9 protein-coding genes are annotated in these 15664 nt (G+C 75.1%); 3 read left to right on the top strand and 6 right to left on the bottom strand.

Annotated elements, in window-relative coordinates; genetic code table 11:
- Window positions 1-7: 7 nt before the first annotated feature.
- Window positions 8-2848, bottom strand: coding sequence for an AfsR/SARP family transcriptional regulator (locus tag J2S41_RS15785; RefSeq protein WP_310368454.1), 2841 nt, complete (start codon window positions 2846-2848; stop codon window positions 8-10).
- Between the two features lie 13 nt (window positions 2849-2861).
- The gene (locus tag J2S41_RS15790; protein ID WP_310368456.1) at window positions 2862-3500 is read right to left on the bottom strand and encodes a TetR/AcrR family transcriptional regulator; all 639 of its coding nucleotides are present in this window, start codon (window positions 3498-3500) and stop codon (window positions 2862-2864) included.
- A 225-nt stretch (window positions 3501-3725) separates the two neighbouring features.
- Here J2S41_RS15790 and J2S41_RS15795 point away from each other — a divergent pair, with 225 nt between their 5' ends.
- Window positions 3726-5093: a cytochrome P450 gene (locus tag J2S41_RS15795; RefSeq protein WP_310368458.1), complete on the top strand. Its 1368-nt coding sequence runs from the start codon at window positions 3726-3728 to the stop codon at window positions 5091-5093.
- Here J2S41_RS15795 and J2S41_RS15800 read toward each other — a convergent pair.
- Together J2S41_RS15800 and J2S41_RS15805 are read right to left on the bottom strand one after the other, a co-directional pair.
- On the bottom strand, window positions 5076-5915 hold the full coding sequence (locus J2S41_RS15800) for a helix-turn-helix transcriptional regulator (protein ID WP_310368461.1): 840 nt from the start codon (window positions 5913-5915) through the stop codon (window positions 5076-5078). The two genes, J2S41_RS15795 and J2S41_RS15800, sit on opposite strands and share 18 nt — an antisense overlap.
- A gap of 164 nt (window positions 5916-6079) precedes the next feature.
- Window positions 6080-8821: a PQQ-dependent sugar dehydrogenase gene (locus J2S41_RS15805; protein ID WP_310368463.1), complete on the bottom strand. Its 2742-nt coding sequence runs from the start codon at window positions 8819-8821 to the stop codon at window positions 6080-6082.
- A gap of 534 nt (window positions 8822-9355) precedes the next feature.
- On the opposite strand from J2S41_RS15805, the gene J2S41_RS15810 reads away from it, so the two are divergent.
- Entirely contained in the window at window positions 9356-9940 is a 585-nt protein-coding gene (locus J2S41_RS15810; RefSeq protein WP_310368465.1) for a peptidoglycan recognition protein family protein, read from the top strand.
- A 61-nt stretch (window positions 9941-10001) separates the two neighbouring features.
- On the opposite strand, the gene J2S41_RS15815 is transcribed toward J2S41_RS15810, so the two are convergent.
- Window positions 10002-10670: an NADPH-dependent F420 reductase gene (locus J2S41_RS15815; protein ID WP_310368467.1), complete on the bottom strand. Its 669-nt coding sequence runs from the start codon at window positions 10668-10670 to the stop codon at window positions 10002-10004.
- A gap of 82 nt (window positions 10671-10752) precedes the next feature.
- Here J2S41_RS15815 and J2S41_RS15820 point away from each other — a divergent pair, with 82 nt between their 5' ends.
- A complete protein-coding gene (locus J2S41_RS15820) occupies window positions 10753-11148 on the top strand; it encodes an effector-associated constant component EACC1 (RefSeq protein WP_310368470.1) in 396 nt (131 codons plus the stop codon).
- Here the strand turns inward: J2S41_RS15820 and J2S41_RS15825 are convergent.
- Window positions 11127-15611: a caspase, EACC1-associated type gene (locus J2S41_RS15825; RefSeq protein WP_310368472.1), complete on the bottom strand. Its 4485-nt coding sequence runs from the start codon at window positions 15609-15611 to the stop codon at window positions 11127-11129. The genes J2S41_RS15820 and J2S41_RS15825 overlap by 22 nt on opposite strands.
- Window positions 15612-15664 lie beyond the last annotated feature (53 nt).

The raw sequence follows: 15664 nt of genomic DNA on the forward strand, positions 1-15664 counted from the left end.
CGCGGGCTCAGCCCTCGGCCGCTTCGTAGGCGTCCAGCCGCGCGCGAAGCTGGTCGGCGTAGGCGTGGTAGACGCCGTCGGCGAGCCGGCGGGCCCGGGCGCGCAGCCGGGCCGCGGCCGCCCGGTCGCCGAGCCGGGCGTGGCAGGCGGCCAGCGACACCAGCACCTCGGTGCCGCTCCACTGCCAGCGCTGCATCAGGGCGAGGCCGCGCTCGTACGCCTCGATCGCCTCCGCGTCCTTGCCCACGTGCTGGTAGATGCGGCCGAGCAGCTCCCAGCTCCACCCCTCGCGCGCCCAGTTGCCGATGCTGCGGTGCAGCTCGATGCCGCGGCGCATCTCGGCCGCGGCGGCCTCCACGTCGCCGGTGCGGTGCAGGATGCGCAGCGCGAACGACTCGGTGCAGATGCCCAGCAGCTCGCGCGCGCGGGCCGCGTACGAGCCGGTGGTGAGCGGCCCGGCGTCGCTGTCCAGGTGACCGCAGAGCGCCACGGCCTCGTCCGCGAGCGCGGCGGCCCGCTCGATCTCGTCGCCGGTCGGCCAGCGCCCGGTGTCGGTGAGCGTGCTCGCCATGCCGGCCAGGCCGATGCCGGTACGGACCGGGTCGTCGGACTCCCGCCCGGCCTGCGCCGCGAGCGACCACTGCCGGTACGCCTCCGCGTAGTCGCCGAAGCGGTGGTGGCAGATGCCCAGCGCGTTGTGCAGGTAGCCGCGCCACCACAGCGAGTTCTGCCGCTCGGCCGCGGCCAGCGCGCGGCGGGCCGCCGGGATGACCTCGTCCCACCGGCCGAGCTGGTCCATCAGGTAGCCGTTCAGCCCCCAGGAGAAGTACCACAGGTACGGGTCGAGCCCGTGCTGCTCCGCGCTGTCCATCGCGGCCCGGATGTTCTCCCGCTCCTCACCGAACCAGGCCAGCGCCTCCTCGGTGTCGCGCGGGCGCAACGGCCGTACCCCGTCCGCGGGCCGGCCCGCGTCGATCGGCGCGCGCAGCGGGTTGACCAGCTGCGCGCCGGCGAGCAGCGAGTGCAGGTAGTGGTCGAGCGTGCGGCGCAGCGTCTCCTCCCGCTCGGCCGGCTCACCCAGTTCGGCCGCGTACGCACGGACCAGGTCGTGCGCGCCGTACCGGCCGGGCCGTAGCTCCGAGATCAGGTGCGCGTCGGCCAGCTCGGCCAGCAGCGCCAGCGTCTCCGGCACGCGCCGCCCGGCGATGCTGGCCACGGTGCCGAGCGCCACGTCGCCACCGGGGTGCAGGCCCAGCCGGCGGAACAGCTCGGCGGCGCCGGGCGTGAGTCGCCGGTACGACCAGGAGAACACCGCGCGCACGTCCCGCCCGGCGGCGACGCCCGCGAACGCGTCCAGCCCGGCGCGGCGCCGGATCTCGGCCGCGACCGTGCCCAGCGTGAACGCGGGGCTCCGCTCGGTCCAGGCGGCGCAGATCGCCAGCGCCAGCGGCAGCCCGCCGCACACCTCGATGATCTCGGCGGCCGCCTCCGGCTCCGCGTCCACCCGCTCCTTGCCGAGCCGGGAGCGCAGGTAGCGGTAGGCGTCCGCGTCGCTGAACACGTCCAGGCCGACCGAGCGGGCGCCCTCGTCGACCGCGAGCCCGCCGAGGTAGCTGCGGCTGGTCACCACGACCGCGCAGCCGGCCGTGCCGGGCAGCAGCGGGCGCACCTGCTCGTCGTCGCGCGCGTTGTCCAGCACCACCAGGATCTTCCGGCCGGCCAGTACGCTGCGGTACAGCGCGGACAGCCCGTCCAGCGTGGACGGCTGGTTGGCCCGCGGCACGCCGAGCGCCTCCAGGAAGCCGTGCAGCGCCTCGACCGGCGGAAGCGGCGGGTTGCGCGGCGCGAACCCGCGCAGGTCCACGTAGAGCTGGCCGTCCGGGTAGTCGGACATGACCCGGTGCGCCCAGCGCAGCGCCAGCGCGGTCTTGCCGACGCCGCCGAGGCCGCCCACCACGACCAGCGGCATCGCGCCCTCGGCGAGCGAGTCCAGGCGGTCCAGCTCGACGTCGCGGCCGGAGAACGAGCCGAGGTCGGCGGGTAGCTGCGCGGGGCGTACCACCTGCGGCTTCTCGGTCACCACGGGAGCCGGCTCCGGCTCCGGCTCGGCCAGCAGCTCGCGATGCGCGGCCTGGAGCAGCGGGCCGGGCTCGATGCCCAGCTCGTCGACCAGCCGGTCGCGCACCTCCCGGTAGCGGCGCATCGCGTCGGCGCGGCGGCCGGCCGCGGCCAGCGCGCGCAGCAGCCGGGCGTGCACGCCCTCGTCGAACGGGTGCCAGACCGCGGCCCGGTCCAGCGCCGGGACCAGCGCGGGGCCGTACCCGCAGGACAGCGCGTCGTCGGCGGCCTCGACCAGGGTGGTGACGTGCTCGCGGTCCAGCCCGGTGAAGACCGGGTGCTCGCGCGCCTCGGGTGGCAGGTTCGCCGCGGCCGGTCCGGTCCAGAGCGCGAACGCCTCCCGGAACATCGCGCCGGCCGCGGCCTTGTCCGCGCCGTACAGCTCGCGGGCGTCCCGGATCAGCGCGCGCCAGCGCAGCAGGTCGACCTGGCCGGTGTCCGCCGCGAGCTGGTAGCCGCCGGCCGTGCGCCGCAGCAGGCCGCCCTGGTCGCGGGCGGGCCGGTCCGGCTCGATGATCTTGCGGAGGCGGCTGACGTACTGCTGCACCGTGGCGGCCGCGGCGGCCGGCGGCGCGTCGCCCCAGAGCACGTCCAGAATCGTGGGTACGCCGACCGGCTCACCGGCCGCGGCCAGCAGCACCGCGAGCAGCGTGCGCTGCTGCGGCGGCCCCAGCTCCAGCTCTACGTCGTCCCGGCGGCCCCGCACCGGTCCGAGCACCTGCAACCACATGTGCGTATCCGTCTCAGGCACCGGCCGCCGGGGCCAGCAGCGCGTCCGCGGCGGCGGTGCGCAGCCAGGCGACCGCCTCGCCGTCGCTCCAGTGCAGGTCGTCGACGAGCGTGAACAGCGATGAGTATCCGAAGTAGAACCAGAGCAGCGCGTCCGCGTGCGCCACGTCGACGCCGCTGCGCAGCGCGCCGATCCGGGCCAGGCGCTGCGCGGCCAGCCGCAGGCCGGACCGGTACCGCTCGGTCGCCTCGGCCAGCGACGCGGCCGCGTCCGGCTCGTGCGGCGCCGTGGCCATGATGACCCGCAGCACGTCGCCCCACTCCCGGCGCATGTCCAGCGTGGTGGCCGCGACCAGGTCGAGCACGCGGCCGGGGTCGCCGGCGCGGTCGATCAGCTCCAGGTTCGCGGTGACCGCGGGCGCGGCGGCGCACAGCCGCATCAGCGAGCGCAGCAGCCCGGCCTTGCCGCCGGCCACCGCGTAGACCGTCGCGGGCGAGACGCGGGCGGCGCGCGCCACCTCCTCGACCTTGACCGCGAAGTAGCCGCGCTCACGGAACAGGCGCCGGGCGGCCTCGAGGATGGATCGGTGGGTCGCGGCCGTATACCCAGCGCGACGACTGCGCCGCGCCGGTCCCGCCTGGGTGGTGCTCATAACGGGCGAGTCTAGGTCGGTTCACTGGAGACCGGCTCCAGCGAAGCCTCGGTATATCGATTTCTGTCGCCTATCCGGCTCGTGTCCGCGATGAACGGTACGGATACGCACGGTGACCGGTCATGTTCGCTTGATCGTTTCACCTGGGATTTTGAACCGTTCCGGGTGCCGTCCGTCAACAAGGTGGATCACCGCTGCACGATGCACGATCTGCGAGGAGAAACAGTGAGCACCGCACCACGCACCGTCGACGAACTGACCGGACCACGGCCGCTGCCGGTGGTCGGGAACCTGGTGCGGATGCGCACGGACCGCGAGGGGCATCGCGCGTACGACCGGTGGGCGCGCGAGTACGGGCCGACCTACCTGCTGCGCTTCGGGCGGATGCCGATCGTGGTCTCCGGCGACGGGCCGATCGTCGAGGCGGTGCTGCGCGACCGGCCGCACGGCTTCACCCGTACCCGCGTGGGCCCGGTCCTCGAGGGACTCGGCATCGACGGCGTGTTCGGCGCCGAGGGCGAGCGATGGCGACGGCTGCGGAAGCTCGCCGCGCAGAGCCTGAACGCGGCCTACCTGCGCGAGTACTTCACCACCATCACCCGGTCCGGCACGCGGCTGCGCACCCGCTGGGCCTCGGCCGCCGCGGACGGCCGGCCGGTCGACGTGCTGGACGACATGATGCGGTTCACGCTGGACGTCACCACCACGCTCGCGATCGGCCACGACCTCAACGCGCTCGAGGCCGCCGGCGACGGCCTGCACCGCCGGCTGGCCGAGCTGTTCCCGGAGATCGGCCGCCGCCTCTACGCCCCGGTCCCGCTGCACCGGTGGATCACGCTCCCCCGCGACCGGCGCCGCGAGCGGGCGATGCGCGAGGTCGACGCGCTCGTCCGGGTCGCGTACGCGGAGGCGCGCTCCCGGGCCGCCACCGGCGCGAAGCCGCGCACGTTCCTGGAGGCGCTGGCCGGCGTGGCGGACGTCACCCACGAGGAGTTGGTCGGCAACGTGCTCACCATGCTGCTCGCGGGCCAGGACACCACCTCCTCCACCGCCGCGTGGACGCTGCACTACCTGTCCCGGCACCCGGAGGCCCAGCAGCGGGTACGGAACGAGGCCGTCGCCGCGTTCGGCCCGTCCGGGATGCCCGCGGACCCCGGCCCGCTGCGCGCGCTGCCGTTCACGGACGCCGCGATCCGGGAGGCGATGCGGCTCCGGCCGATCGCGCCCGTGATGGGCTTCCGGCCGACCCGCGACACCGTGCTCCCCGGCACCGGGTACGACCTGCGGCTGCCCGCCGGCCAGTCCATTCTGCTGCTGCTCGCGCACGGCGCCCGGTCGGTGGACGACCCGGACGCGTTCCGCCCGGAGCGCTGGCTCGGCGACAACCCGCCCACGCCCGCGCCGCTGCACCCGTTCGGCGCCGGCCCCCGCTTCTGCCCCGGCCACAACCTGGCGCTGGTGGAGGTCGCGCTGGTCACCGCGCTGCTCTGCCGCGACTTCCGGCTCACCCCGGACGGCGGCCCGGTCGGCGAGAAACTCGCGTTCACCGCGTTCCCGACCGGACTGCGGCTGCGCCTAGGCGTCGGTCAGTGACTGCGTGCCGAGGACGATCGCGAGCGCCAGCCGCTCCGCGTCCTCGGTGCCCGGCTCCGCGGTGTAGACCATGATCCGCAGATCGTCCTGCGCGACGACGAGCGTGTCACAGTCGAGCGTCATCCGGCCGACCGCGGGATGGTCGATCACCTTCCGCCGCGACGGGCCCGGCACGTCGACCGGCAGCTCCGCGTCCCAGAGCGCCGGAAACGCCGGGCACGCGCCGCGCAGCTCGCCGATCAGCCGCGCCAGCGTACGGTCCGCGGGGTAGCGCGACGCGGTCAGGCGCAGATCCGCGACCAGGCGCGCCTCGTGCGCGGCCCGCTCCTCCGGCGTGAGCACCACGCGCTCGTTGTGGCCGGACAGGTTGCGCCAGACCGCGTTGCGCTCCAGTCCCCGCCAGGTCGTGGTGGCCCCCATCAGCGCGTCGAACGGCGCGTTCGCCAGCACCAGCGTCCACGTCGCGTCGTACACCACGACCGGCGTGTGCGCGAGCCGGTCGAGCAGCCGCTGCACGCTCGGCGTGACCCGGGACGGCACCACGTCACGCCCGGGAGCCGCATGCCCGGCCAGCCGGTAGAGCAGGTCACGCTCCGCGTCCGACAGCCGCAGCGCCCGCGCCAGCGCCTCCACCACCTGCGCGGACGGCGCCGTCGCGCGGCCCTGTTCGAGCCGGGTCAGGTAGTCGGCCGAGATCCCCGCCAGTCCGGCCAGTTCCTCACGCCGCAGGCCACTGGCCCGCCGCCGCGGCCCGACCGGCACCCCGACCGCCTCGGGCACCACCCGGTCCCGCCAGCGCCGCACCATCCTCCCGAACTCCATGCATCCCAGTCTGCGCGCCCCCGACGCCGCTGTCCTGGCCCCACCAGTCCTACCGTTGCGCCGCCGGAGGAGAGCCGGCACCCGCGCGAGTTCGAGGGATCGTGGCGGAGGGTACGGACGTCGCCGCGGGACCGGCCGGTCGTCGGCGGCCCCGCGGCGAGGGGTCAGCCGACGCTGACGTTCAGCTCGGCGACCGAGGTCCAAGCCCGTCCCTGCACCTCGGAGAGCGCCCGCAGCCGTACGTACCGGCCGGTCTTGGCGGCGAAGCTGACGGTCTGCTCAGCTGTGGTGTTCGGGAAGGTGCCGGTCGCGACCGCCGTGCCCCACGTGGTGCCGTCGGTGGAGACGTAGACCTCGTAGGCCGCGATGCGGCCGTTGCTCGCGTTCTGCCGCGGTAGGTAGTAGAGGTCGGTCACCGACCGGCTGGCGCCGAGATCGAGGACGATCTCGTGCGGATGCGGCGTGGTGACGGTGCCCCACTCGGTGTGCCAGAACGTCGCCGGGTTGCCGTCGAGCACGCGGACCGCCGGGGCGTTCTCGTCCACGGTCTCCTGGCTGTCGTAGGAGCGTACGGTGATCGCCGACTGTGCCAGCCGCCGCTTGGTGTAGGTCGCGGTATAGGTGGTCGCGGTCGCCGGCGCGGTGATCACGTGGGTCTGCGCGCCGTTGTCCGACCAGCGGGTGAAGTCGTACTGCCCCTGCGGGGTGACGGCGCTCGCCGTGTTCGCCGAGCCCTGGATGACGGTCAGGGTGAACGGGGTGGTGCGCGCGGTGGAGCCGACGGTCACCTGCAGGCCCGGCGGGCTGGTCACGAACGTCAGGTTCACCGTCTTCGGGTTGAGCCGCCGGGTGGTGGTCACGCTCAGCCCGCCCGCGTCCGTCGCGGTCAGCTCCAGCTCCAGATAGGACGGATATTCGTGGTCCGGCGCGAGGAACGTGCCGGACGCCACGCCGTTCCACTCCTGCACGACGTGGACGTGGCAGTTGTCGCTGGTGAAGCAGTGGTGCTGCAACAGCCGCCAGCGCAGTCCGCTCGCCGGGATCGTCCCCTGCTGGGCGTCGGTCGCGCGCCCGGTGAAGCCGATCGAGTCGCCCACCGCGAAGGTCAGCGTGCCCGGCGGTGTGTCGATCACCGGTGTCGGGGCGGTGTTTCCGCTGGATATCGCCACGGTACGGGTGTCGGAGGCGCCCAGCGTGTCGGTCACGGTCAGCCGCGCCGTGTAGGGCCCGCCCGCCGGGTACGTGTAGGTCGCGGTCGGCGTGGTCGCGTCGACGGTCCCGTCGTCGGTGAAGTCCCACGCGAAGCGCAGCAGACCCTGGTCGGCCGGGTCCGGGTCGGACGAGCCGGTCCCGTTGAAGGTGACGGTCAACGGCGCCGTGCCGGTGGTCGGCGACGCGCTCACCACCGCGGTCGGCGGCTGGTTCCCGTCGAAGTAGCGGATCCGCCGGATCGTTCCCGCCGCGTCCGCGTAGTACAGGTCGCCGCCCGGCCCGATCGCCAGGTCGACCGGGTTGGCCGCGGGCGCCACGAACGTCTGCCGGTTCGCCGCCACCGGCACGCCACCCGGGCTGGCCGGCGTCATCGCCCAGATGCAGTCGCGGGTGTAGTCGGCGAAGAAGAGCGCTCCCCGGTACGCCGCCGGGTACGTGCCGCCGGTCGCCGGGTAGAACGCCGCGCCGGACACCGACGAGCCGCCGCTCGGGCAGGTCTCGCCGGTCACCACCGTCGCGTTGTGGTTGTAGGCGTAGAACGGCGCCGTCTGCCCGCCCGAGGTGTAGAGGCTCTCGCACATGGTGAGGTTCGCGCCGTCGTACCCGCCCTGCCGTGCGGTGCCCTCGAAGCAGGGCCAGCCGAAGTTCGTCGGGCCGGCAGCCGGGTTCGTCACCCGGTTGATCTCCTCCCAGGTGTTCCAGCCGACGTCGCCGAGCCACACCTCGCTCGTCCCCGGCCGGATCGCGAACCGGTACGGGTTGCGCAGGCCGTACGCCACGATCCGCCGCGCGTTCGCGTCGGCGCTGGCGCCGAGCGGGTTGCCGGCCGCGGCCGCGCCGGTCGCCGGGTCGAGCCGCAGCAGTGCGCCGTCGAGCGACGTCGGGTCGGCGAGCGTCCGCACGTCCTGCGACCGCAGCGCGCCGCCCTCCGCGCCCGGGGGCGCCATGGTGCCGCCCGGTGGGTCGGCGCACGGATTGATCGGGTTGCCGAGCTGCCCGTAGTCGGTCGCGCTGTAGCTGGCGCCGTCACCGGAGCTGAGGTAGAGCATCCCGTCGGCGCCGAAGTGCAGGTCGCCGATCGAGTGACTCGGGTACTGCTGGCACCAGTCATGGATGAGCACCTGCTCGGTGCCGCCGGTCAGCTTGGAGAGCCGCCCGGTGACGACGCACCGCCCGCCGTTCGCGCCACCGACGCTCGTGCAGTTGTCGTTCCACACCGGCGCCGACTGCCCGGGCGGCGCGTCGTAGGTGTAGAGCACGAACACGTCCGGTACCGCGGGGAAATCCGGGTGCAGCGCGAGCCCGAGCAGGCCGCGGTCGTTCTGGTTGTGCACATTGGTGGACAGGTCGGCGTAGATCGTCGGAGTGGTGTCGGCGATGCTGTCGAAGACCTTGATGCGCCCGGCCTTCTCGGCCACGAAGACGCGGCCGTCCGCGGCGAACTCGATGTTCATCGGCTGGCTGAGTCCGGTCAGGACGGTCTGCTCCCGGAAGCCGGCGGGCAGCGCCTCCGCGCTCGTCGGCAGCGCCCGGCCGCTCGTCTCCTGACCGGGACCGTGGTGCCGATGGTCACCCGGTGCCGGTGGGGGCGCGGGTGCGGCCCCACTCGCGGCCGGCACCGCATGGAGCGCGCCGGCGGTGGCGACCGTGGCGGCCGCGACAAAAAGTGACAGGATGCGTCGGCGCATCGACATTTTTTCTCCCCAAAGGACATCTCGTGAATGCGCCCGGGAGGCCCGTTATCCCGAGCGGCCGCCGCCAATCTAGGTGCTGTCCGCGCGCCTATGGGGAACCGAAAGAATTTGCAGGCGTGCGGTCCGCCCCTTCCGACTCTTGCCCGGAAAGGCGGACCGGCCGGGGAATCCCGGGATCTTCCCATCGATGGTGCCGATATGGCGGCGAAGCGCAGGGGATACGCCTTTTCGCGGCCACGCCCGGCGATCACGCAGAGACCCGGCCGATCACACCGTGCCGCCGATATCCGCAATCTGCGGTGAGTACGCCGCAATTCGGATACGTCTGCGCCGGTGCTCACTTTTCATACTTCGGCCTCGATTCTGGATTTCGATATGAAGCCCCGCCCTTATCGGCGAGAAGCGGCCGGCGATCGAGCGGGCGGGGCGGCCGAATCCGTGGGAGTGCGTCGTCCCGGGCCGGTCTGAAGCCGAAGTGAAGTCGCGGGCGCCGATGATCGGGGACGTGCGCACCGCTTCGCATCGGAGGATTTGATGACGATCGACTGGCTGGCCGACGTGCTGCGGGCCGAGGGCCTGACCGTGATCGAGGAGGGTGACTGGCGCGCGCGGGGTGCCGGCGGCGAGTTCGCGCCGATCGGCGTGCTGTGGCACCACACGGCGAGCGTGTCGGGTGCGGCGGATCCGGCTCCGGCGCTGCGGGCGGTGGTCGACGGCTCCGACTGCCACGCGCTCGTGGACTACCACGGCACGTTCCACCTGGTCTCCGCGAACCGCGTGCAGCACGCCGGGCACTGCGGCGGCAGCGGGCCGATCCCGGCCGGTGACGGCGACGCCATGCTGATCGGCTGGCGGATCGACTACCAGGGCGAGACGCAGGCGATGACGGTCGCGCAGTACACCGCGTCCGTCGTGGGCACGGCGGCGGTGCTGCGGAGGCTCGGCAGGGACCCGGAGTTCGCCCGCGGCCACCGGGAGACCGGCATCCGCAGTGAACCCGATCCCGGCCTGGTGGACCTGGACCGGATGCGCGCGGACGTGGCGGCGGCGCTGGCGGGCCGCTCGGCGACACCCAGCTCGGCATCGGGGGCACGCCGAACGGCACGGTCCGGCCGCTGACCGCCGGCGTGCGCCGAGCTGACCGGTGGGCCGGCCCGTCGATCGAAGGGCCGGCCCACCCTCAGGCGGACGCGAGCAGCGCGGCGAGCCGGTCGGCGGACACGCTGCGGCCGGGGGCGGCGAACATGCCCTCGGGGTCGAGGTACGCGTGATTGGCGGGCGTGCCGGGCGCGAACCGGCGGCTGTCGTCGAGCGCCCCGGCGTCGTACGCGTCGTAGCCGAGCGTCCCGATCAGCTCCGCCACCGTGGCCTTGGCCGCGGCGTCGTCGCCCGTGACGGCCAGCGCGCTGCGGTCCGGGGCGCCGGCCGGGCGGCCGAGCGTGGCCAGGTGCTTGTGGAAGATGTTGCTGAACGCCTTGACCACGAACGACTCGGGCAGGTGCGCCTGGAGCAGGCCGGCGGACGTGACGCGACCGGCGTCGAGGTCCGCGAGACGCCCGTCCCGGTCGGGGTTGTAGTTCGTGGTGTCGATGACGACCTTGCCGCGCAGCGGCGCCACCGGAACCTGCCGGTACGCGTGGAACGGGACGCACACCACGACCAGGTCGCCGTCGCGGGCCGCCTCCTCCACGGTCGCGGCGCGGGCCCGCGGGCCGAGGTCCCGCGCCAGGTCGCGGAGCGTGCCGGGGCCGCGGCTGTTGCTCAGGACGACGTCGTGGCCGGCGTCGGCCGCGAGCCGCGCGAGCGTGCCGCCGACCCGACCGCTGCCGATGAAACCGATGGTGGTCATGGTGTCTCCAATAAGCGAAGGTGTGCCTTGACTTTAGCGAAGGGACCCCTTCGATTCAACCGGAGACGGTACGCTCTCCGATGTGGATTCAGTCGCGCTGGTGAGCCTCTCCGAGCCGTCCGATGAGCTACGCGATCTGCTCGGCTGGCTGGGGGACGAGCCCTCGCTGCGCGGCCGGTTGACGCCGGTCGAGCACGCGCCGCTGCCGGGGACGCTGGGCCCCTGGCTGGAGGCGATCGCGGTGGCGGTCGGGCCCGGCGGCGTCGCGGCGGTGCTGGCCTCCACGGTGATCACCTGGCTGCGCAACCGGCACTCGGACGTCACGGTGCGGATCGAGGCACCGGACGGCTCGGTGGTCGAGGTGGACGCCAAGCGCGTCCGGTCCCTGGAGGCCGCCCGGCTGGTCGCCGAGGCGGAGCGGATCTCCCGCTCGCTGGAGCCGCCGGCGATCGAGGGTCAGTCGCAGGGCGAGTCGTAGGGCAGATCCGGCACGTGCTGCGCCCACTGCGCGGCGGTGATCGGCTCACCCATGGCGGCGCACAGGTTGCCGGCCGCCTGCTCCGGGTCCAGTGACCAGACGTCGACCGCCTCCGGCGTCCGTACCGCCAGAAGCCGGCTGTCGTGGCTGAAACTCAGGTGGTGCGGGCTGGTGCCCACGTCGAGCGTGGCGATCCGGCGCGGGCTCGCCGGGTCGGCGATCGACCACAGGTCCACCTCCGAGGCGAGCGGGTCCCCGAGCAGCGCCAGCAGCCGCCCGTCCGGGCTGACCGCGAGACCGGCGGTGCCCTCCTTCGACCGGGTCAGGATGGTGGTCGGCGTGCCCAGCACCCCCGACCCGTCGACCGGGACGAGCTGGATGAACACGCTGGCGTCGCCCACCACCAGAGTGCGGCCGTCCGGGGTGAACGCGCCCGCGGCCAGCGGCGCCCCGGGTGTCAGGTCCCGGCCGGAGACGACGGCGGGCCGGTCCGGGTGCGTGACGTCCCACACCTCGACCCGGGTGTCGCCGAAGACCGCCAGCCGCCGCCCGTCCGGGGAGAACGACAGCCGGGCCGCCGGGACCGGCCGCGCCAGCACCTCCCGCGGCGCCTCGGGCGCGCTGACGTCGTAGATCCGCAACCGGGGCGCGGGCGGCTCCGGCCAGTCCGGCGGCCGTTCTTCGATGTCCCGGTCCATCACGGCCAGCAACCGGCCGTCCGGGCTGAACTCCACGCCGGACACGCCGGCCGTCAGGCTGAGCGTGCCCGCGGGAGCGCCGGCCGGGTCGGCGGTCCGCACCAGGTCGATCCGCGGCGGGTCGCTCCGCGCGCGCGGGACCGCGACCAGCGCGCCGTCCGGCCGGAACGCGGTGTGCAGGTAGTCGTCCGGTGCCGGGCCCCGGCCGAGCGGGCCGACCTCGCCGACCAACTCGGGCCGGGCCAGTTCGTCCAGCCGCCACAGCCGGGTGCCGTAGTACGAGGCGTCGGCCAGCAGCCGCGGCAGCGTGGGCGAGAACCGCGCGGTGCCCCAGAGGGTGCCGGGGCCCGGCAGCGTGGTCGCCGCGCCCGGCTGCCAGGCGTCGGTCAGATCCCAGTGGACGACGCCGAGGTCGCCGGCGGTGGCCACCACGGTACGGCCGCCGGTCGCGGCCGGGGGCAGGATCAGCACCGCGCCGATGGCTCTCTCGAGGGAGAGCTCGTCGTCGTCCCGCCCGACCGGGCGCAGGCGGTCGTCGCCGGCCTGTTCCGGATCGTGACGCCAGGTGGCCAGCCGTGCCGAGTCGCAGCCGGCGAGGACGAAGCGCAGGTTCTGGCTCGGCGTCAGCGACATGATCTTGGCGCAGGCGTTCAGGGTCGTCCTCGCGTAGCGCTCGGTGATCGCCTCCGGCCGGGCCGGGTCGGCCAGCCGCCAGATCCTCGGGAACTGCTCGACCTCGTCGCCGGCCACCGTGATCAGGTGCGCGCCGGTCGCGTCGAACGCCACCCGGCGCATGACGACCAGGGCGAACCCCTCTTCAGGACCGGGCGGTGCCGTGATCTCGGCCGGCGCGGTCACGCCGCCCGGGCCCGCCGGGTTCCACAGCCGGACCGGACCGCCGGCCGACGCCGCGGCGATCAGGCGGCCGTCCGGCGAGACCGCGACCGAGTCGACCGGGCCCGCGTCCGGCCCGAGCGGTGCCAGCTCCTCGGGTTTCGCCGGCTCGGCCAGGTCCCAGCGCCGGACCCGGCCGTCCTTGCCCGCGGCGACCAGCAGCCGCCCGTCGCCGCTGAGCGCGACCGAGCTCACCGTCGGGCCGGCCGGCAGGGCCGCCACCTGGCGCGGGCGCCGCGGGTCGGCGAGGTCCCAGACGCGCACCTCCGGCCGGGGGGCGGTGTCGAGCCGGAGCGTGGGGGCCGGACCCGGTCGCCCGGTCCCGGCCGCGAGCAGCCGCCCGTCCCCGCTGACCGCCACCGGCGCCGCGGACAGCCCGGTCAGCTCCGCCAGGCGGGCGCGGGCGAACGGGTCCCACAGCACGATGCCCGTTCCGGTGGTGTACGCGGTCACCCGCCTGTCCGTGGACGCGTCCAGGTCGTAGACCGGGCCGCCCGCGTGCAACTGGCCCGGATTCGTCTGCCGGGCCAGGACCGGCCCGGAGCCGACCTCCGGATCGAGCCGGTACGCGGTCAGCGCCAGCTGCGCCGCCAGCCCGGGCTGCCGCTCGGCGAGCCGGGCGGCGTCCTCCGCCAGCAGCCGCGCCACCGCCGAGTGCTGCCGCTCGACCGCTCGCCGCTGGAACACCACGGCCGCGGTCGCCGCGACCACGGCCAGCACCAGCAGCGCCGAGAGCACCGCGATCAGCGCGGTCCGCAGCCGGGCCCCGCGCCGCTGCTGCCGGTGGGAGAGCGCGACGAACTCGGCCTCCAGGCCCGCGATGGCGCGGTCGGCGCCCTCCTCCCGCACCGCGGCCAGGCGGCTGCCCCGGTAGAGCAGCGCGGCATCCCGGCCGGAGTCCCGCCAGGCCCGCGCATCGGTGCCGAGCCGTTGCCGGACCCGCAGCCAGTCCCGGTCCGCGGCCAGCCACTCGTGCAGCCGGGGCCAGGCGGTGAGCAGCGCCTCGTGGCTCAGCCGCACGGTGTCCCGGTCGGTGGTGACCAGCCGGGCCGCGGTGAACACCTCCAGCGCCCGCTCCGCCGCCGCCCGGTCCGGCAGGCCCTGGAACAGCTCGTCACGGGCGGCCGGGCGGGTGGTGTCGGGGCCGTCGTCCGCGATGACGACCAGGCGCGGCAGCATGCGGCGCAGCGCGTCCCGCTCCGCGGCGGCGAGCCCGTCGTACGCCTCGTCCGCGCTGTTCTTGATCGCCACCGTGATGCCGCCGCGGGCCCGGTACCCGGCCAGCGTGAGCCGGTCGCCGCGGCGGCCCAGCCAGGTCGCCCAGAGCGCGTGCGACAGCAGCGGCAGCCGCGCGCTCGCGCCCGCGCCGGGTGGCGCCGCCCCCTGCACGCCCATCTCGGTCAGCATCGTCTCGGCCAGTCCGTCGTCCAGCCGCAGCCCGGCGTCGGCGGCCGGGCCCTCGATCGCCTCGCGCAGTTCGGCCGCGGTCATCGCGGGCAGCAGCACCTGGTGCGCGGCGAGGGCGCCGGCCAGTTCCGGCTGCTCCGCGGCCGCGGCGAAGAAGTCCGCCCGCAGCGCGGTCACCACCAGGTCTCCCCCGGCGGCGATCGCGGCCACGGCGGCGAGGAACGCGGCGCGCTCGGCGGGGTCGTCGCAGAGCGTGAAGACCTGCTCCACCTGGTCCACGACCAGCACCATCCGGTCGGCGCCCCGGGCGGCCCGGGCCCGCGCGGCGAGTAGCACCGGGTCCGCCGGGCCGTCGGCCGCGTCCGGCTCGTCCGCGGCGGCGCGCAGCCGGGCCACGAGCAGGTCGAGCGGATGGTCACCGGGCGTGAGCACCAGGTCCGGCCAGCCGGCGGCGCCGGCGAGCGGCTCACCGCCGTCGCCCCGGCGCAGGGCCGGGAGCAGGCCCGCGAGCAGCAGCGACGTCTTCCCGGTGCCGGACGCGGCGACCAGCACCAGCGGCGTCCCGGCCGCCAGCGCCCGGCCGCAACGGTCCAGCAGCATCGCCACCGCCCGGTCCCGGCCGCGGAAGAGCGCCGCGTCCCCCGGGCCGAAGGAGCGCAGGCCGGGGTACGGACTCGGCCCGTCGCTCGGCGCCGGCTCGTCGTCCTCGGCCGCGGGCGCGGCCGGGTGGGCGGCGTTGAGCGCGATGGTCAGCGTGCCCGCGTCGTCGCGCACCTCGCGCCGGGGTGAGGGTGCGCCGTCCGCGCGCAGCCGCTCGGCGAGTCGCTCGAAGACCCGGTTGAGCGTGAGGCGGCGCGGGGAGCGCGGGTCGCCGTGCCGGAGCAGGTCCACGAACGCGCGGGAGAACGCGGTCAGCTCCGCGCCCTCCGGCGCCAGCGCGAGCCGCTCCGCGGAGGCGACCAGGTACGCCCCGTCCGCGACCGGCGGGCTGAACCCGGGCGCGGCGAGCCGGACCCCGGCGGGCAGCGTGGCCCGGCCGGAGTAGCAGCAGTCCAGCACGATCACGACCGGCACGCGCACCTGCCGTACCGCGTCCTGCACGGCCTGGAACGGAAGCGCGTCGGTGGCGGCGGTCACGGGCCGGAGCCGGTCGGTGCCGGCGGCGGCGAGGTAGAGCTCGTCGCGCGGCCCGAGCAGCCCGTGCCCGACGAAGTAGACGACCAGCGCGGTGCGGGCCGATGCGACCGCCTCGGCCACCGCGTCCGCCATGGCCGACCCGGTCGGTGGGTCGATCAGCAGCGTGACGCTCGCCGGCGGAATGCGCCCGGCCTCGGTGAGCGCCGCCGCCACCGCCTCGGCGCTGCGCGCGGCGGCCGGCACCGAGGTGAGCGTCGGCCCGGCATGCGTGGCGGTGCCGATGACCAGCACCCGGACGCCGTCGTTCGAGAGATCGGTCGACTCCACCACTCGCTCCCCCGCCGTGGGCCCCGAGCATACCGACCCCAGTCGATCTTCGG

Origin of the sequence: Catenuloplanes atrovinosus, assembly GCF_031458235.1 — a bacterium.
GTDB classification, from domain to species: Bacteria; Actinomycetota; Actinomycetes; order Mycobacteriales; family Micromonosporaceae; genus Catenuloplanes; species Catenuloplanes atrovinosus.